The following is a 17781-nucleotide window of genomic DNA, read 5'->3' as shown; positions in this document are numbered from 1 at the left end:
GGGCTATCGTCATCGCCGTGCGTCACTACGCCGCGTACGGCTCAAACCTCGATCCCGCCCGGATGCGTGCCTACTGTCCGCATTCGCCCATGATCGGCACCGGCTGGCTGGAAGGCTGGCGCCTCACCTTCGCGGGCGAGGGGGTGATCGGCTGGGAGGGCGCGGTCACCACCGTCGTGGAGTCTCCGGGCGACCGCGTCTTCGTCGCGATCTACGACGTACACGCCTGGGATGCCGCCCAACTCGACGAGGTCGAGGGCGTGAACGCGGAGACGTACCGCAAGCTGCACGTGCGGGTGGTCACGCTGGACGGTGAGATCACCGCCTGGGTCTACGTCTTCGCCGGGTACGAGGGCGGTCTGCCGACCGCCTGGTACCTGTCGGAGATCGCCAACGCGGCGGAGAAGGCCGGTGCCCCGGACGACTACGTCGCCGAACTGCGCTCCCGACCCACCGGCACCGCCACCACCTGAGCCACCCTCCCGCCCGCCACCCGCCCGCCGCCCGCCAGGGCGGTTAGGAAGGGCCCCTTGTTATACAAAAAGCGATAACAAGGGGCCCTTCCTTTCACGTGAGGCCGGTGCGGAGGCTGGTGAGCAGGTCGACCAGTTCGACGCGTTCGGAGCCACGCAGAGCCCGGAACCCGCTCGCGGCGATCCGGTCGGTCATCGCCTCGGCCCAGAGGAAGTGCCGCACCAGCGGTGCCACCTCCGGGTACGGCGGCTGCCAGCCGTTGGCCAGGGCACCCGCCTCACCATCCGGCCCGGCCAGGATCGCCTCCAGCGGCGTCAACCCGGCCGCCCGTACGGCGATCAGCGCGGCGCCACTGCGATGTTCGCGCAACAGGTGCAGCAGCACAGCCAACCGGGCGGGCGGATCCGGCACCGGCAACGGCGTCGCCCGCCACGCGGCGAAGAGCGGCATGCCGGTCGCATCCGCCGCGTCGACCACCCGCTGGGCCAGTTCGAGCAGCCGGTCCAGCTTGGGAAAGCCGGGCAGGTACTCCAGCCCCCAGCGGCAGCACTCGACGAGGTTGCTCGCCGCCACCTCGGTCGGCCTCGCCACCCTGCGCGCGGCCTCCCAGCCCTCGGCCACCGCATCCGGGGCGAGGAAGCCGAGCGTCGCGGCGACCGTCTCCGCCGCCACGTCGCCCAGTGCCCCACCGCGACCGGCCACCTGGAACGCCCAGCCCGACAGACCGAGCAGGCGCGCCCGACGGAGGGTCTGCGGGCACTCGTTGAACGCGTTCACCAGTGCGGACAGGCTCGGTCGGGCTGCTGCGGCAGCCTGCTCGGGGGTCAACTGGTCGCCCTTTCCACGGTACGGAGTCGCCGGCCGACAGGGCTCGATCGAGCCTGTTCGTTCTCCCGGCCATGGGCACCCTACTCGGCATCGAGCGCCTCGACCGCCGCTTGCACCTCTCCGGTACGGCGCCGCGCGGCGGCTGCCGCCCGCTCGGCCGACTTGCGGGTCAGCTTCCTGCGGCTGACCTCCTGCTCAGCTCCGGCGCGGCGACGTTCCGCCTCGGCCACGGCCGTCTCCGCCTCGGCCAGCGCGGCGGCACCGTCGCGCACCGCCGCCGTGGCCCGCTCCAGCTCCGCCTCGGCCCGCCGCTGCTCGGTACGGGCGGCGGTGAACTCCCGGGCCAGCGTCCGGCGTACGGCAGCCCGCTCGGCCGCCGCCCGACGGGCCAGTGCCGCCTGTTCGGCCGATGCCCGTCGGGCCGCCTCCTTCTCCGCCCGCGCCGCGCCACCCCGCCTCCCGGCCGCGCCGCCGTCCTTCCCGGCCGCGCCGGTGCCTTCACCAGCCGTGCCCGTGCCGCCACCCCGCTCCCCGGCCGCGCCGGTGCCTTCACCGGGTGCCGCCGGACCGGCCCGGCGCGGTGGCGGCTCCGGCAGGGACAACTCGGGGCCACCGGCGACCAGGCGCAGTTGCGGCCGGGGCACCTCGCCGAAACCGGCGTAGCTCGCCGCCCGGACCAGGCGGCCCGAGCGGACCTGTTCGGCCACCTCGACGTCGGCGAGCGCGGCCTGGAAGGTCGCCTCCACCTCGGCCAGCGGCAGCTTGCCCGCAGCCAGCCGAGGGTCGGCCGCCGCCCCCAACGCCCGTGCCTCGGCGACCAGGGCGGCGACCGTGCCGCGCCGTTGGGCGGAGAGTTCCCGCAGTTGGGGACCGCGCAGTTCGCGCTGGGCGGCACGCAGCTCGGCGGCGAGCCCGGCCAGGTCGGCCACCAGGTCGGGTCGCCGGATCGCGAGCAGGTTCACCAGCCAGGCTGCCACGGTCGGCTTGCGCAGTTTGGCGATCTGGCGTGCGGTGGCTTCGTCACCGGCCGCCCGGGCGGCGACGACCGCCTCGCTCCGGGCCGCGACAAAACCGTCCGGCGGGGCGCTGTAGAGGCGCTCGACGAGATCAGCGGCCACGACCCCGGTCCCCGATCCGGTCCCGGCTCACCCGAGGCCCGGCGCTCGGACCAGGTCCAGTTCGGACGGTTTGGACGGAAGGTCATGTCTGGCGCACCGCATCGTGACTCCTCGACAACCGAATCGTGATGTCCCCCAGCGCAGTCTGCCGGAACCGGGGCACGAGCGCCCCGCGTCTGATGGAACACCCGACACGGGGAAACGGGATTCGGAGGAGTCATGCGCGCAGCGACGCGAGGACGTTTGGGTGGGACCTTGGGTACGGCGGGGCTGGTCGCCGTACTGGCGGTGGCCGGTTGCAGCACCAGCGAGAGTGGCAACGCGTCGACCGGCGCGGATGGGGCGGTGGCCCCGTTGGCGGCGGACGCGGCGGCCGACCAGAACCACCCCGGCCAGGCCGAGTCGAAGGCGGGTGCGCAGACGCAGCCCGGGGCACCGGGCGCCGAGTCGCCGGCGAACCTTCGGGTGGACCAGCGATCGATCGTCTACACCGGCTCGATGACGGTCCGGGTCAAGGAGGTCGACCGGGCCGCCGCCGACGCGGTCGCGATCGCCACCGGGGCCGGTGGTTTTGTCGGCGGTGACCAGCGCACCAGCAGCACCGGTGACGCCGAGGCTTCGCTCCAGTTGCGGGTGCCGGCGGACCGGTTCGCCTCGGTGGTCGACGCCCTGGCCGCCCTCGGCAAGCAGGAGCAGCGCGAGATCAAGACCGACGACGTCACCGAGGAGACCCTCGACCTGGCCGCACGGATCAGCACCCAACAGGCTCGGGTGGAGAGCGGCCGGCGGCTGCTGGCCCAGGCCAAGACCCTCTCCGACCTGGTGATGCTGGAGAGCGAACTGGCCAAGCGGGAGGCCGACCTGGTGGCGCTGGAGGCACGTCAGCGCCGGCTGGGGGACCTGACCGCGCTCTCCACCATCACCGTACGACTGATCGGGCCGGAAGCCGTGGTCGAGGAGGACGAGGAACCGGCGGGCTTCCTGTCCGGGCTTCGCAACGGCTGGGAGGCGCTGCTCGCCACGCTGGGAGTGGTGCTGGTCGTGCTGGGCGCGCTGCTGCCGTGGGTGGTCGTGCTGGGCGTACCGGCGCTGGCGGTGTTCTGGCTGACCCGCCGCCGACGGGGACGGCGCACCGGGCCGCCCGTACCGGGTCCGGTGGTGGGTCAGGGTGGGACGCCGCCAACGCCGCCAACGCCGCTGACGCCACCGACGGCGCTGACGCCACCGACGGCGCCGCCGGCCACCGTGCCGCCGGCCCGTACGCCGTCCGCCCCGGCCGAATCCCGGCCCGACCCGACCGACTGAGCGGGCGCGGCTCGCCGCCGGGTCGGACGCCCCGCGCGTACGTCCCGGCGGCACCCCCCGAAGATCGGGTACGTCCGTCGACCCGGTCGGCCACAAGCGACTTGTAGTTCATTGCCACGATTTCGCGCAAATAGCGCCTGGCATCGCATCAATCACTCGACAAGATCGCACGAGGAAACCGACACGACATCGACCGTGATCATCTTTTGTCGACTCGACTCCACACCCCCGTCTGGCATACTTGTTAAGGCTGAGTTACCGGACCGGCGCGCGGGCACCGCTTAGCGGAAGGGGTCGGACTTTGTCAACCGATGGCGGAGAGCCGTCGTCCAGGCTGGACGATATCGAGTCGAAGCTCATCACGCTGGCTCTCGTCGTCGCACTGGCCGTCAGCGTACTGGACAATTTGCTCAATTTCCTGGACAACCAGAATTGGGTGTTTCCCCTTATTCTCGTGACCCTCCTGATCGCACTCCGTTGGCTCGACGTCACCCGCAAGAGGGTGAGCTCGATCGCGGTCGGCACGCCGTTACGCACGTACGACTCCTCCTCGGCGTTCTACGGAGAGGCGCTGCGTGCGGTCAACCGGGGCGAGAAGTCGGTGTACGCGGTCTTCTCCCACGCGACCGCGCCGCCGCAGCAGACGGAGGAATCACGGCGCTACTACACCGGCACCATCAAGTGGGCGCGGAAGTTTCCCGGCAAGCGGGGGCTGCACCGGGTGATCCGGCTGCCGCACAGCAGCCCGGACATCCAGCAGTGGGTCGACGAGCAGGTGGATCTCGCGTCGAAGGTGGAGAACTACCACGTCAAGATCCTCCGTTATCCCCGGGGCATGGAGTTGGAGGGGGAGAACTTCGCCGTCATCGACTCGTCGGTCGTCTTCCTCGGCTTCGCCCTCGACGACCGGGGTGAACTGCGCGGCTTCAGCATCCGCGACCCGCGCGTCGCGGCCGCGTTCGAGCAGCACTTCCGTGAGTTGTGGCGGATCTCCGGCGCCGACCCCAAGCTGCCGCCGAGGCAGGGTGGGGCGTCACCGGCCGGCGCGGGTGGAGTCGCCGAGGTTGGGACCGGGCCACCGCCCGGAGGCCAGTAACACGTCGTCCCAGGTATCGGTGGGCGGTGGGGGAAGGTAGGCCGTACCGGCCCGGAAGGCCGCCGCCAGGAGCGCCGGGGATCTGGGTCGGTAGAACTCGCCGATCGTCGCCGCCAGGTCCCAGGCGTGCAGGTGCCACTCGACGGCGAGGACACCGATGCCGCAGGCCACGTTCCACACCCGACCGTGGTAGCTGAAGCTCGGCACCTCGGGCGTGGCCGCACACTCGCCCAGATGCCGGGTCGCCGCCTCGACGAACTCCCGTAGATGGAATGGGGCGGTCCGGATCGGCAGTCCCTGTAGGGTCAGTTGGTTGAATTCCGCGAGCTTACCCTGGCTCATCAGCTCTTTCGGCCCGAACTCCAGGGCGTACAGGTGGGTCACGTGGCTTTCCGAGGCGGTGACCTGCAAGTGCCGAAGCACGTCCAATGCCGTCCACGGAGCACACGGTCCCACCCGGCGCCAGTCGGCGGCGGAATACCTCGCGGCGATCCGGCAAACCGCTTCGACACCACTCGAATACGCTCGCGCATAACAGGTGAAACACGGCACCGAGCGATTTTAGCCGAGGACCATCAAATCGGTAAGGTCCAATACCTACGGCGAAGTGGTCATTCTGTCGGCACCGCCATCGCCGCCACGTACCGATCAGGTCGCTCCTGCCAGTCCTTCGCCCACCGGGCGGCCAACTCGGTGGCCGGGGTGACCCCGGTGGCGAGAACCTCGCGTACGGGCTCCAGCGCGTCCAGAATCGTCGGCAATTCGACACCTTTCGCGACCCGCGCCAGGAGACCCTCGCAGGCCAGGCCGACGAGTTGCTCGCCGATTTCGCGCACCCGGGCCGGAATCCCGTCCGGGTGCTCCTCGGCGGCGTCCAGGGTGATCTCGTCCAGGGTCTCGACCGGGAGGTCCCCCACCAGGTCACCCACCCGCCGACGGATCTCCTCCTCCTCGACCAACCCCACGAACAGCGCCGGCAGGACCCCCAACCCGGCCCAGTCCTGACCGTCGGGGAGCCGTGTCTCCAGGGTCTGGCGGGGGCGTACCGAGGGCCAGATCTGCCCGAGATGGGTCTTCCAGTCGGCGATCGTCGGCAACACCCCGTCCGGGAAACCACCGTGCAGGAGCTTGCCGAACGACCGCTGGGGCCCCGGCAGGTAGGCGTCGCCGGCCCGGCGGTAGATCATCGGCAACGCGGCCAGCACGTCGGTCAACTCGGCCAGGCTGCCCGCCTGGTACAGCCGACGGGTCAGGTCCTGACACCGCTCGGGATCGATTCGCCGCCAGTAGCGCATGCGGCGGGACGCGACCGGGGCCGTCCCCGGATCGAGCGCGGGTGTGTTCGCGAGCAGGGCGGCCAGGAACGGCGAGACCGCGACCAGCACCCGGAACTTGTCCAGGTACTCCACCGGATCCAGCGCGTCCAGGCTCACCTGGGTCGACAGGGTCAACCCCATCACCTGGTCACCGAGCCGGCCGTGGTCGCCGAGGCGGGCGAAGTAACGACGCATGATCGCCGTACGCACCTTCGGCGTCCAGGAGATGTCCTCGGGCCGGTCGAACGGGAGTTGCCCGCCGGTGAGCAGCCGCAGCCCGAGCGGCTCCGCCGTCCGGGCGACCTCGGTCAGGCAACGCCGGGACAACGCGAGACAGCCGGTCAGGTCGTCGCTCGGGGGCGAGGAGTACTCGATCGCCCCCGCCATCTCCAGGGTCAGCGTCGCGCCGTCCGGCAGGGCGAGCCCGACCAGGGCCCCACCCTCCAGGACGGGCGTCGCGTCCGTCGTGTCCAGCAGCGCGTGCAGCAGGTCCCGGGTGCCACCCGGCTCGTCGTAGCTGACCGACGTCCCGGTCTGCGGCCGGACCAGACCGCACTCGACCTCCAGGCCGACGAGCCGTTGGGTCTTGGCCGGAGAGATGAACCATCCGACGAGATCCGCCAGGTCGAGCGGCGGTTCGTCGTATTGCACCAGACCGTGGCTCATCGGCTTTTCTCCCGGCTGTGAACCTTATTCTCCGGTGTACGTCAGAATTTCGGGTGCATCGGATCCCGGGGAACCACAACGTCAACCGAGGTTCACGGAGATAGACGCATCTCCGTCCGATATTACCTTGGTGGGTACGCTGTCTCCAAGACGCCAAGGACCGTCGAGCACCCAGGACCGGATCTGTTCGTCAGTGACCAGGATGTCCTTGCGCAGGTCGTAGACCAGGTGCCGGGGCGAGTTCGGCGGATCGCCACGACGCGAACCACGAAACGGCATGACCGGTAGCAGCAAGGGATAGTCGATGTCGCCATTCCCGTTGCTCAGACCGATTTTTCGCTCCAGGAATTCGCGGATCCGCTCCCGTACGCCCTCGATGTCGGCCAGCCGCGCCAGGCCGGGATCGGAGGAGTCGGTGCCGTCGATGACCCCGTCGAGCGACGGTCGCCTCCAGATCAACTGGAACGCCGGGCGTTTCGCCGCCACCCCACGGTCCCACGGACGCGGGCTCATCGAGAGGACGTCGTACGTGTGGTGGTGGTAGACCGTGCCCCGGCTGTCCATCGCCCGCAGGATCTCGTCCACCTCGGCCAGCCAGGGCAGCAGCGCCTCGTGTCGCAGGTCCCCGCCGCGTCGGCGCAGGTAGGTCTGGTAGATCTCCGCGCTGCCCACGTAGGGGTCGATCGGCAACTGCGCCTCGACGGTGGCCCGGTTGGCGTCGAGCAGCAGCCGGGACAGGTGGAACCCGGCCACCGCGACGCCCTCGGTCGCACCGGAGCGGATGTCGTCCACCAGCCGGCGGTAGATCGCCCCGGTGCCGAGGTCCACGTTCTGGTGCACGAGTTGCGAGAGTGCCTCGAAGTCCGCCGGATCGGTCTCCTCGATCAGGTCGGTCGGAAGCTCGGTCCCGCAGTGCGGCAGGATGTGCAACTCGGTGATCGGACCGTGGGTGCTGGTGACGATCGTCCCGGCCCCGATCCGCCGCTTACGGTGGTGCGGTCCGGCCGACGACGCCGGTCCGACGAGGTGGGCGTAACCGCAATCGACGCAGAGGTGCTCCCGCTGATGTCGCAGGAATGGCGAATTGGCACCCGTACTATCCAGTTCGGCCGTCATCACGCTTTGGCGCACGACCGTTCCTCCTCTACTGACAGCGCACCGTGGTAGTTGCGCGAGTGGCACAGTTGTGGGTACGGCCGCGACCCCACAACCGCGAACCGTCGGCTATCGTCCCGGCGACCTATCGAATACCCGCTCCCACGGGTTCCGGAGTCGTTTTCCCGGTGAGTTCGCCGTAACGGGTGACGTCCCGCTCGGAAAGCGCACGGGTCACCTCCTCCAGTGCCGCGACAAGTTGGGCCGGGGACCAGTTGCCGGCGGCTCCGGGCCGGCTGCTCAGGTATTCCGCGATCCGCTCGGTGGGCCAGCCGTGCGTCTCGGCGAGGCCGGCGGCCAGGTGCCGCAGGTAGGTCGCGGACGGGCTGCGCAACTCGACCTCGGAACTCCGCCAGGGCGCGGTGAACGTGAAACTCGGGTGACCGTCCATCTCCCCGAGGTGGAGCAGGGTCTGGTAATACCCCGGTCCGAGCACCACCCGCCCCTGGGACAGCACCTCGGTCAGGTCCAGGTCGGCGCCGGGCTCGAAGCACATCTCCTGGGCCATGATGTCCGAGAACTGCGAGAGCGTGAGCAGGTACGCCCGCGCCGGTGTCTCGCCCTCGTCGTCCGGGTCGTAGAAGGCCATGCCGCCGGTCCAGGCCAGCGCCTCGAGCGCGAAGTAGACCCGGCCGGGAAGCACGACCGGCAGGCTCCGCTCGGGCAGCCGCTGGTCCCGGCAGCCCGGGTAGGTGAGCGCCCCGAACGGGGGCTGGCCACCGACGAGGTAGTAGTTCAGCCGCTTCAGGCTCATGTTCGAGCCGTAGCAGACGTACCAGACGTGTCCGGTCCGCGCCGCCGTCTCGGCCGCCTGCTCCAGCACCGCGACCGGATCCGTACCCGCCACCGTCGCCGCCGGCACCGTGTCCCCGGTGCCGACGGTCAGCTCCACCCGCTCCATGGTCCTACTCACCCATTCCACTAACGGTCATCGATCCGCTTCCCTGTCGTACGGCACCGCCGTCCGGCCACCGGCAAGGGCCGCCAGGGCGGTCTGCGTCAGCACGCGGACGCCGTACCCGATCGCGCGCTCGTCGACGTCGAATCCGGGGTGGTGGGTGTCCAACCGGACGTTCGAGTCGGGGTCGCCGGTGCCGAGGCGGATCATCGCCCCTGGTACGTGGTCGAGGTAGAACGAGAAGTCCTCGCTGCCCATGCTGATCTCGGCCGGCAGCACCCGGTCCGGGCCGAGTACCCGGGCGGCGGCGGCGCTGATCGTGGCGGTGGCCCGCTCCTCGTTGTGCACCGGCGGGAAGCCCCGGCTGTACCGGACGTCGGCCTTCGCGCCCGTGCCGACCAGCACCTCGCGGACCAGCTCGGGCAGGAGTGCGGGCGCCTCCCGCCAGGCGTCCCGGCTCAGCGTCCGTACGGTGCCCCGGACGAAGCCGTCGCTCGGGATGGCGTTCGGTGCCGTACCGGCGTGCACCGCGCCCCAGACCAGTGAGAGGGCGCTGCGCGGGTCCATCCGCCGGGTCAGCAGTCCGGGCACGTCGACGACGACCCGGCCGAGCGCGTACACGAGGTCGGCGGTCAGGTGTGGCCGGGCGGTGTGTCCACCCGCGCCGGTCAGGTGCACCTCGATCGTGTCGGCCGCGGCGGTCAGCGGACCGGAACGTACGCCGACCGTGCCGGCGGCGAGCTGCGGCGCGCAGTGCAACGCGTAGATCTCCGCCACGTCGGTGAGCCCACCGGCGGCGATCACCTCGGGAGCGCCCGACGGCACGGTCTCCTCGGCCGGCTGGAAGATCAGTCGCACCCGACCGTCGAGTCCACCCTGTACGGCGAGCCGGGCGAGCAGCAGGCCGGTACCGAGCAGCACGGTGGTGTGCACGTCGTGGCCGCAGGCGTGGCAGACACCGTCCACCGTCGAGCGGTAGGGCACGTCCTTCGCGTCGGTCAGTGGCAGGGCGTCGATGTCGGCCCGCAGCGCGATCACCGGACCGGTCGGCCGGTCGCCGATGTCGCAGACGACGCCGTTCCCCTTCGGCAGCAGCCGTGGTTCGAGCCCGGCCGCGGAGAGTTCGGCGACGATCAGCGCGGCGGTGGCGAACTCGTGCCCGGAGAGCTCGGGATGGGCGTGGATGTGGCGACGGGTGGCAACCAGGTCGGGTGTCCGGAGCGCCAACAACTGATCGAGGTCGTACGGGAGGGGCGCGGCCCCGGGCGGCGGCTCGGGCGGGGACGACGCCAGCGGGCTGCCGGACGGCAGCGTCAACGCACTCGTCACGTCGAATTCTCGATCACTATGGATGGGATGGGACTGGGACAGCCTAGACCTCCGTCGGTGACGCTGCGCAACATCAATTTGGTAGCGGTCGGACCGCGTAGCGTCACGTATGTCCTGGTAGGAGCGTTCGGATAGCTGCAGTCCGGCCCGAGGGAGACGGTCAAACGCCAGCATGTGCCCCCTCACCTCCTACAACGCGTGACGGATGCGCCAGTCACGTTGCCCGACTCGGACGGCACCAACCACGCCCGGATTGCCGGATTTTCGGTGCTGACCCGCCCCTAGGGGCGCACCGGCCAGCGCGTCGGAGGACGGCGCGGGCGTCAGCGTGACATACCCCGTTCACCCTCTTACGCACACCGTGTCCGTCAACGCACGCTTCGCCATGTCTTTCGATACACTCCGTCCAGAATTGGGCACATGGAGTGAGTGATTTGATGCAGATCGCAGAGTTCCTCAGAAGGTACGCCGGGGCGACTTTCGCTACCGGTGTGGCAACCCGCAAGATAGGGGGGATGTGTCCCATGCCCCTCGATTTTCCCCGGCGGCCTTTCCTGTGACTCAGATTCCGACGTGGAGTGGCGGACCAGTCAGTCCCACCAGCGGACGCGCAGCTCCCGGCGCCACCATCGGCGGTCGTTACTCGCTCCGCGCGGCGGTCGGCCATGGCGGCATGGGCACGGTGTGGCGTGCCGCCGACACCCTGCTCCGCCGCGACGTGGCGGTCAAAGAGGTCGTGCTGCCACCGGGGCTCGCCCCGAGTGACCGCGACGCGATGTACGAACGCACCCTGCGCGAGGCCCGCGCGGCCGCCGCCCTGCAACACCCGGCCGTGGTGCAGGTCTACGACGTGGTGACCGAGGGCGGTCGGCCCTGGATCGTGATGGAGCTGCTCGACGCGCGCAGCCTCGCCGACATGGTGATCGAGGACGGGCCACTCGCGCCCAGGGCGGTGGCCAAGATCGGCATCGCGTTGCTCGGCGCACTGGAGGTGGCCCACGCGATCGGCGTACTGCACCGGGACGTCAAGCCGGCGAACGTGCTGATCGCCTCCGACGGCCGTTGTGTGCTGACCGACTTCGGCGTTGCCCGGATGCCCACCGACGTGCAGCTCACCACGCCCGGCATGGTGCTCGGATCACCGCACTTCATCTCCCCTGAGCGCGCCATGGGCAGCGACTTCGGCCCGCCGAGCGACCTCTTCTCACTCGGCGTCACGCTCTACACGGCGGTGGAGGGACGGCCGCCGTTCGACCGGGGCGACCCGATCGAGACCATGCACGCGGTGGTCGAGGACCCGCCGGCACCGCCGTCGCGGTCCGGGCCGCTGACAGAGGTGCTGATGGGTCTGCTGGAGAAGGACCCGGCCCGTCGTTTCGACGTCGAGCGCTCCCGCACCATGCTGCGGGAACTGCTAGCCGGCCCGCTGGCCAGCAACGCCGCCGGGCACCTGATGACCGACCCGTACTCGGTGGTGCCGGCGCAGCGGGCGCCCTGGCAGCCGCCGACCCCGCCGGCCACCCCGCAGCCGACCGGCCAGATCGGCGGCTCGGCGATGCTCGCGCCGGGCGAGTCGCTCACCGACCGGCTGGCCCAACTCCGTAAGGAGGGCGCCGACGCCGCCGCGACCGCGCACAACGGCGGGACCACCAGCCCGCTCCGTACGCCGACCGGCGCGATGCCGGCCGGGCAGCGCTGGGACGACGGCGGCGGTGCGACGGTGTACGGCACCCCCGGCGGCGGCTCCAACACGTACGGCCGGGGCAGTGGCGGGAGCGACAGCGGTGGCCTGGGCAAGGCGATGGCCAGTGCCCGGTCGGCCGGTGACAGCGCGCTCACCACGATCAAGGGCTGGCCGCGCAAGATCCAGCTCGCCGCCGCCGTGGGCGTGGTCGCCGTACTGGTGATCGGTTTTGTCGCGTTCTCCGGCAGCGACCCGGAGACCTCCGCACCGCCGCCGCAGGCCGGTCCCTCGCCCACCGCACCGGCCGGACCGGCGTTCCCGGTTCAGGCACACTCGGACCGGGGCATCTCGGTCAACGTGCCGGAGGGCTGGAAGAAGAGCGCCCCCAAGGGCGCGCTCTACATCGACTACACCGACCCGGACGACTCCGGCCGCAAGATTCGGATCCTGATCGAAAAGACAACGGCCGCCCCGATCAAGTTCCTGGAGAACGCGGGCGGTCAACTCGCCAAGCCGGACAGCAAGTCCTGCGCCAAGCCCTACACCGAGGTCGCCCTCCAGGAGGTGGAGCTGGCCGGCAAGCCGGCTGCCGAACTGGAGTACACCTGCGGCGACGGCGACACCAAGCGGCACGGGATCTGGCGGGCGATCGTCCAGGACGGCAAGGCGTACGAGTTCTACCTGACCACCCCGGACGCCAAGTTCGAGGAGAGCAAGCCGATCTTCGAGGAGATGGTCCGCAGCTTCGCCGTCACCGCGGCTGGCTGACCACCGGCCGGGGGACCCGACCGACCGGGTCCCCCGCCGTGCTATCAAGTCCGGGTGACGGCGAACCCGAACGACCCCGACGACCTGCGCCTGCGTGCCGAGGACTGGCTGGCCGACGACCCTGACCCGGCCACCCGGGACGAGCTGCGGGCCCTGCTCGACCGGCTGCCGGGCAGCGCGGCCGAGCTGGCCGACCGGTTCGCCGGGCCGCTCACCTTCGGCACCGCCGGGCTGCGCGGGGCGCTGCGCGCCGGGCCGAACGGGATGAACCTCGCCGTGGTCACCCAGGCCGCCGCCGGGCTGGTCGGCTGGCTCGCCGCCCGCGACGCCACCGGCCCACTGGTGATCGGGTACGACGCCCGGCACGGCTCCCGTACGTTCGCCGAACGAACCGCGCAGATCGCCACCGGGGCTGGTCGACCGGCTCTCCTGCTCCCCCGCCCGCTGCCCACCCCGGTGCTCGCGTACGCCGTCCGGGCCCTCGGCGCGGCGGCCGGGGTGATGGTGACGGCCAGCCACAATCCGCCCCAGGACAACGGCTACAAGGTCTACCTCGGCGCCGAACTGGGCGGCCCGCGAGGTGCCGGGGCGCAGATCGTGCCGCCCGCCGACACCGAGATCGAGGCCGCCATCCGCGCGGTCGGCCGACTGCACGACGTACCGCTCGGTCCGGCCGGCGAGGTGCTCGGCGACGACCTGGTCGCCGGGTACGTGGCCAGCGCCGTGGCGGTGCTCGACCCGGAGGGTCCCCGGGGGCTGAAGGTGGCGTACACCCCGCTGCACGGGGTGGGCGGCGCGGTGCTCACCGCCGCCTTCGCCCGGGCCGGCTTCGGTGTCCCCGGAATCGTGGCCGAACAGGCCGAACCCGACCCCGACTTCCCCACCGTGGCGTTCCCGAACCCGGAGGAGCCGGGCGCGGTCGACCGGCTGGTGGCGCTCGCCAGCGGCATCGGCGCCGACCTGGCGATCGCCAACGACCCGGACGCCGACCGGTGCGCGGTCGCGGTCGCCGACCCGGACGGCCGGTGGCGCATGCTGCGCGGCGACGAGTTGGGCGTACTCCTCGCCGACCAGCTCGTCCGGCGCGGGGTGACCGGCCTCTACGCCACCACGATCGTCTCCTCGTCACTGCTGCGGGCCATCTGCGCCGCCCGGGGCCTGCCCTACGACGAGACGCTGACCGGGTTCAAGTGGATCGTCCGGGCCGAGTCGGGTGACGCCCCACTGGTGTACGGCTACGAGGAGGCGCTCGGCTACTGCGTCGCCCCGGACCGGGTACGCGACAAGGACGGCATCACCGCCGCGCTGGTCGTCGCCGAACTCGCCGCCGGCCTCAAGGCCGAGGGACGTACGCTGCTCGACCGGCTCGACGAACTCGCCGCCGAGTTCGGCGTCCACCTGACCGACCAGCTCTCGGTACGGGTCGACGACCTGGGCCGGATCCGGGAGCTGATGGCGGGGCTGCGCGCGGACACCCCGACCCGCCTGCTCGACGCGCCGGTGACCTCGGCGCAGGATCTACTGCCCGCCTCCGACGTGCTGGTCCTGCGCACCGACACGGCCCGGGTGGTGATCCGGCCCTCCGGCACCGAGCCGAAGCTCAAGGCGTACCTGGAGGTGGTGGAACCGGTCGACGGCCCGGACCGGCCGGCGGAGGTGGCCGCAACGGTCGCGGCGGCCCGGCGACGGGCCGGCGACAAGCTGACCAGGCTGCGGGCCGAGATCGCGACGGCACTCGGCCTGGGCTGACGCCGACCGGCGCCCCCACCACTTTGGCCGCCGCTGCTCGTTACAGCAGATGTGCTCGCACGTCGTTGTTACGCACTCGTCCCGACCGCCCTCCGACGCCGCTTCCACCAGCGCGTTCCGTTCGAACAGCAGGTCCGGATCGGCCGGTGGCTGAGCCGGCCGGCCGGCTCGCTCGGCCTGGGTCTGCGGCAGTGGTACGACGACCGCTCCGGCCGGGACACCGGCCGGCGGTGGGTCCGGCTGGACGGTCGCCGGGTCAGCGCGGTGGTCGACCCGGACGCCACGCCGCTCGCCGCCCACCAGGGCAACCTGGACCGGGTGCTGGCCGCGCTCGCCGACGCGTCGGTGGAGCACTTCACCATCCCGCACCACCGTGGCCTGCGCAGCCGGATCGGCGTGCCGGCCAGCCAGCGGGCCGAGGCGCTCCGGGCGGTGGCCGGGCTCCCCGACGTCCTGATCGGACGCCCCGGCCGACCGGCGCTGCGGCCACGTCCCGGCCGGCGCCGCCCGCGTCGGGTGGGCCGGGCCGACGTGGTGCTGGTCTACCGTCCGATCTGGGTCGGCGAAAACCTCGCGTACGGCGCCGCGTACGGCTGTGAGCTGGAGTTCTGGCACGGCGGTGACGGTCGGCTGACCGCGCCCCGGCCGAACGCGCTGGCCCGCAGCGTGCCCAGCTACCGCCCGAACGTACGGGTGCCGGGAGCGTCGCTGAACTCGTTCGTACCGACCGGCTACCACGCCCGTTACCCGGTCCGGGCCGACTTCGCCGGGGTCTCCGCCGACGCGGTCACCTTCCCCGTCGACGCGGTCTACACCTGGCACGACCGCGACGACCCGCACTGGCGCTCCCGCTACCGAGCCGCGCACGACCGGCACGGGCCGCACGGCGCCGCGGACGAGGAGCCCCGGCACGCCGACCACGACGTGCTGCGCTACTCGCTGCGCTCACTGCACATGTACGCGCCCTGGCTGCGGCACGTCTACCTGGTCACCGACGGGCAGGTGCCGCGCTGGCTGGACCTGCCCCAGCCCGGACTGACCGTGGTCGACCACCGGGACCTGTTCGGCGGCGACGCGACCCTGCCGACCTTCAACCCGCACGCGGTCGAGTCGGTGCTGCACCTGATCCCCGGGCTGGCCGAACACTTCCTCTACCTCGACGGCAACGTCCTGCTCGGACGGCCGGTGCTGCCGCGTACGTTCTTCCACCCGAACGGTCTGACCAGGTTTTTCCCGTCCCGGGTGGCCCAGATCGACCTCGGCGACCCGGCGTACACCGACGCCCCGGTCACCGCCGCCGCGAAGAACAACCGCCGGCTGATCGCCCGCCGGTTCGGCCGTGTGATCAGTCAACGGATGAAGCACACCCCGTACCCGCTGCGCCGGTCGGTGCTGGCCGAGATCTGCGCCGCCGCGCCGGAGGAGATCGCCGGGACGCGGAGCCACCCGTTCCGGCACCCGGCCGACCTCGCCATCGCCTCGGGTCTGCACCACCACTGGTCGTACCTGCGGGGCACGGGCGTGCCCGGCCCGATCCGGCACCTGCGTGCCGACCTGGCCGACCCACTCACCCCGGCGCTGCTGAACCACCTGTTGAGCTGGCGGGACCACGACACGTTCTGCCTCGAGGACAGCATCCCGGCCGGCGCCGACCGGGACCGGCCGGACGCCACGCAGCGTGACTTCCTGGCCCGTTACCTCCCGGTCCGGTCGCCCTGGGAGGTGACCGCCGAGGTCGAGGCGACCCGGGTGCACCAGACCGCCACCGAACTCGCCCACCTGCTCCAGCCAGGCGTACGGCGCGGGCCGGGACCGGGTCCGGTGCCGCTGGCCCGCCCGGGCCAACCCGCACCGACCGCACTCCCCGACGGGCAACTCCAGCCGCGCTGACCACCGTGCCGGCCAGGCGGCCGAGTCCGGTCAGCTCCGGGCGCCTCGATTTTGGGCGGGTCAGCTCCGGGCCGGTCAGCTCCGGGCGCCCAGGGCCGCGTCGATCGCCCGGCTCAGGGCGGCGATCACCAGTGCCACCGAGGGACGCACGGTCGACTCCTCCAGGCTCACCTCGCCGGTGAACCCGGCACCACCGGCGATGTCCGCCAGCCGCCGGTGCGCGTCCGCGAGCGCCGGACCGGTCAACCCCAGGCTCGGCTCCATCCGGCTCGCCGCGACCAGGGCGGCCAGGGCCGCCGTACGCTCGTCGGGTGCCTGCTCGCCGGTGAGCGCCACGGCCAGCCGGCCCCGCATCTCCGTCTCCACCGTCGGGTCCACCACCGGGTAACGGTGCACGTGGATGTGGCCGAGCGCGGTCTCGTCGACATCCCGGACCACGCCCCGGGCCACCAGGTCGGCCAGGATCCGGTCCCGCAGGCCGTGCCGCAGCCGCTGCACCCAGGAGGCCGGCGAGAGCGGGGTCTCCGTCGCCATCCGCCCCAACACCTCGTCGGTGATCGGTTTGCCGGTCGGCGTCGGGTCGGCGACCACGATCGAACCGTCGCCGTACGCGACCCGTCCGGCCAGCGCCAACTCCACCAGCACCCCGGCGGCCATTCCGAGGTCGAGTCCGATCCGCGAGCCGGTCGCCTTACCCGACTCGTCGTCGTACGCGAGCAACAGCAACTCTTCGGCCAGCGTCACACCAGTCATGGCCCGAAACGCTAGTCGGTGTGCGCACGAACGCACAGGTGGCCTCGCCCGACCGGGGGAAGTCGTCGCCGCCGGTGGCCCGGGCGACGCCCGTCGGCCGCGCCGTAGGGTGACCGGGTGCAGGCCATACTCGCCACCCTCGGCTACGTGCTCTCCCCCGACGGCCGCCGGGTGCTGATGATCCGTCGCGACACCCGACCGGACGACCTGCACTTCGGCTACTACAACGGGCTCGGCGGCAAGCTGGAGCCCGGTGAGGACGTGGTCGCCGGCATGCGCCGGGAGATCCGCGAGGAGGCCGGGCTCGAGTGCCGGACGGTGGAACTGGCCGGCACCATCTCCTGGCCCGGGTTCGGCCGTAACGGCGAGAACTGGTTCGGCTTCCTGTTCCGGATCCCGGACTGGTCCGGCGTGCCGTACGAGCGCTGTCCCGAGGGCACCCTGATCTGGACCGAGCTGGCCGACATCCTCGGCGGTGCCGTACCGATGTGGCCCAGCGACCGCAACTTCCTACCGCTGGTCTTCGCCGATCGCCCCAGGGTCTTCCACGGCTCCCAACCCTTCCACCGCGGCACCCCCGGCAACTGGACCGTCACCGAGTAAGGAAGGGCCCCTTGTTATCGTTTTTTGTATAGGAAGGGGCCCTTCCTAACCTGTGGGGTTAGTCCTTGTCGCCTCTGGCGAGGTGGCCCGTTCCGGGCTGAAAATCGTGTTGGTCGCTCGCTGACGTCGTCGCTCCTTGGTCCTACGAG

Annotated in this window: 15 protein-coding genes; 7 read left to right on the top strand and 8 right to left on the bottom strand. The window is 71.5% G+C overall.

Annotation, left to right across the window (positions count from 1 at the left end):
- Nucleotides 1-17: 17 nt before the first annotated feature.
- A complete protein-coding gene (locus ACI2K4_RS21165; protein WP_404513439.1) occupies nucleotides 18-473 on the top strand; it encodes a gamma-glutamylcyclotransferase in 456 nt (151 codons plus the stop codon).
- 94 nt (nucleotides 474-567) lie between these two features.
- Here ACI2K4_RS21165 and ACI2K4_RS21160 read toward each other — a convergent pair whose 3' ends face one another.
- Together ACI2K4_RS21160 and ACI2K4_RS21155 are read right to left on the bottom strand one after the other, a co-directional pair.
- Nucleotides 568-1302, bottom strand: coding sequence for a hypothetical protein (locus tag ACI2K4_RS21160; RefSeq protein WP_404513438.1), 735 nt, complete (start codon nucleotides 1300-1302; stop codon nucleotides 568-570).
- Between the two features lie 80 nt (nucleotides 1303-1382).
- Nucleotides 1383-2420, bottom strand: a complete 1038-nt coding sequence (locus tag ACI2K4_RS21155; protein ID WP_404513437.1) for a hypothetical protein — start codon at nucleotides 2418-2420, stop codon at nucleotides 1383-1385.
- A gap of 219 nt (nucleotides 2421-2639) precedes the next feature.
- On the opposite strand from ACI2K4_RS21155, the gene ACI2K4_RS21150 reads away from it, so the two are divergent.
- Both ACI2K4_RS21150 and ACI2K4_RS21145 read left to right on the top strand, forming a co-directional pair.
- The gene (locus tag ACI2K4_RS21150; RefSeq protein WP_404513436.1) at nucleotides 2640-3725 is read left to right on the top strand and encodes a DUF4349 domain-containing protein; all 1086 of its coding nucleotides are present in this window, start codon (nucleotides 2640-2642) and stop codon (nucleotides 3723-3725) included.
- A 301-nt stretch (nucleotides 3726-4026) separates the two neighbouring features.
- Nucleotides 4027-4821, top strand: coding sequence for a hypothetical protein (locus ACI2K4_RS21145; RefSeq protein ID WP_404513435.1), 795 nt, complete (start codon nucleotides 4027-4029; stop codon nucleotides 4819-4821).
- On the opposite strand, the gene ACI2K4_RS21140 is transcribed toward ACI2K4_RS21145, so the two are convergent.
- From ACI2K4_RS21140 to ACI2K4_RS21120, 5 genes are all read right to left on the bottom strand, one after another.
- Nucleotides 4759-5373 carry a maleylpyruvate isomerase N-terminal domain-containing protein gene (locus ACI2K4_RS21140; RefSeq protein ID WP_404513434.1) on the bottom strand — a complete coding sequence of 205 codons (615 nt, stop codon included), beginning with the start codon at nucleotides 5371-5373 and terminating at the stop codon, nucleotides 4759-4761. The genes ACI2K4_RS21145 and ACI2K4_RS21140 overlap by 63 nt on opposite strands.
- A gap of 59 nt (nucleotides 5374-5432) precedes the next feature.
- A complete protein-coding gene (locus ACI2K4_RS21135) occupies nucleotides 5433-6803 on the bottom strand; it encodes a glutamate-cysteine ligase family protein (protein ID WP_404513433.1) in 1371 nt (456 codons plus the stop codon).
- An 81-nt stretch (nucleotides 6804-6884) separates the two neighbouring features.
- Complete coding sequence (locus tag ACI2K4_RS21130) at nucleotides 6885-7934, bottom strand: hypothetical protein (protein WP_404513432.1); 1050 nt, start codon at nucleotides 7932-7934, stop codon at nucleotides 6885-6887.
- A gap of 109 nt (nucleotides 7935-8043) precedes the next feature.
- A complete protein-coding gene (locus ACI2K4_RS21125; RefSeq protein ID WP_404513431.1) occupies nucleotides 8044-8871 on the bottom strand; it encodes a histone deacetylase in 828 nt (275 codons plus the stop codon).
- Nucleotides 8872-8886: 15 nt separating this feature from the next.
- Nucleotides 8887-10359: an amidohydrolase gene (locus tag ACI2K4_RS21120; RefSeq protein ID WP_404513430.1), complete on the bottom strand. Its 1473-nt coding sequence runs from the start codon at nucleotides 10357-10359 to the stop codon at nucleotides 8887-8889.
- A 382-nt stretch (nucleotides 10360-10741) separates the two neighbouring features.
- On the opposite strand from ACI2K4_RS21120, the gene ACI2K4_RS21115 reads away from it, so the two are divergent.
- Genes ACI2K4_RS21115 through ACI2K4_RS21105 form a run of 3 tightly spaced genes read left to right on the top strand, consistent with a single transcriptional unit; the run spans nucleotide 10742 to nucleotide 16276 of the window.
- The gene (locus ACI2K4_RS21115) at nucleotides 10742-12637 is read left to right on the top strand and encodes a protein kinase (RefSeq protein WP_404513429.1); all 1896 of its coding nucleotides are present in this window, start codon (nucleotides 10742-10744) and stop codon (nucleotides 12635-12637) included.
- A gap of 54 nt (nucleotides 12638-12691) precedes the next feature.
- On the top strand, nucleotides 12692-14386 hold the full coding sequence (locus tag ACI2K4_RS21110) for a phospho-sugar mutase (protein ID WP_404513428.1): 1695 nt from the start codon (nucleotides 12692-12694) through the stop codon (nucleotides 14384-14386).
- A gap of 51 nt (nucleotides 14387-14437) precedes the next feature.
- Nucleotides 14438-16276, top strand: coding sequence for a stealth conserved region 3 domain-containing protein (locus ACI2K4_RS21105; RefSeq protein ID WP_404513427.1), 1839 nt, complete (start codon nucleotides 14438-14440; stop codon nucleotides 16274-16276).
- Nucleotides 16277-16351: 75 nt separating this feature from the next.
- On the opposite strand, the gene ACI2K4_RS21100 is transcribed toward ACI2K4_RS21105, so the two are convergent.
- Complete coding sequence (locus ACI2K4_RS21100) at nucleotides 16352-17029, bottom strand: GPP34 family phosphoprotein (protein ID WP_404513426.1); 678 nt, start codon at nucleotides 17027-17029, stop codon at nucleotides 16352-16354.
- 117 nt (nucleotides 17030-17146) lie between these two features.
- On the opposite strand from ACI2K4_RS21100, the gene ACI2K4_RS21095 reads away from it, so the two are divergent.
- Nucleotides 17147-17632: an NUDIX hydrolase gene (locus ACI2K4_RS21095; RefSeq protein ID WP_404513425.1), complete on the top strand. Its 486-nt coding sequence runs from the start codon at nucleotides 17147-17149 to the stop codon at nucleotides 17630-17632.
- Nucleotides 17633-17781: the final 149 nt, after the last annotated feature.

It is taken from the genome of Micromonospora sp. NPDC050397, assembly GCF_044901685.1.
Lineage (GTDB): Bacteria > Actinomycetota > Actinomycetes > Mycobacteriales > Micromonosporaceae > Micromonospora_G.
The sequence above is the reverse complement of the archived record's forward strand: the minus strand, read 5'-3'. Positions and strand labels throughout refer to the sequence as shown.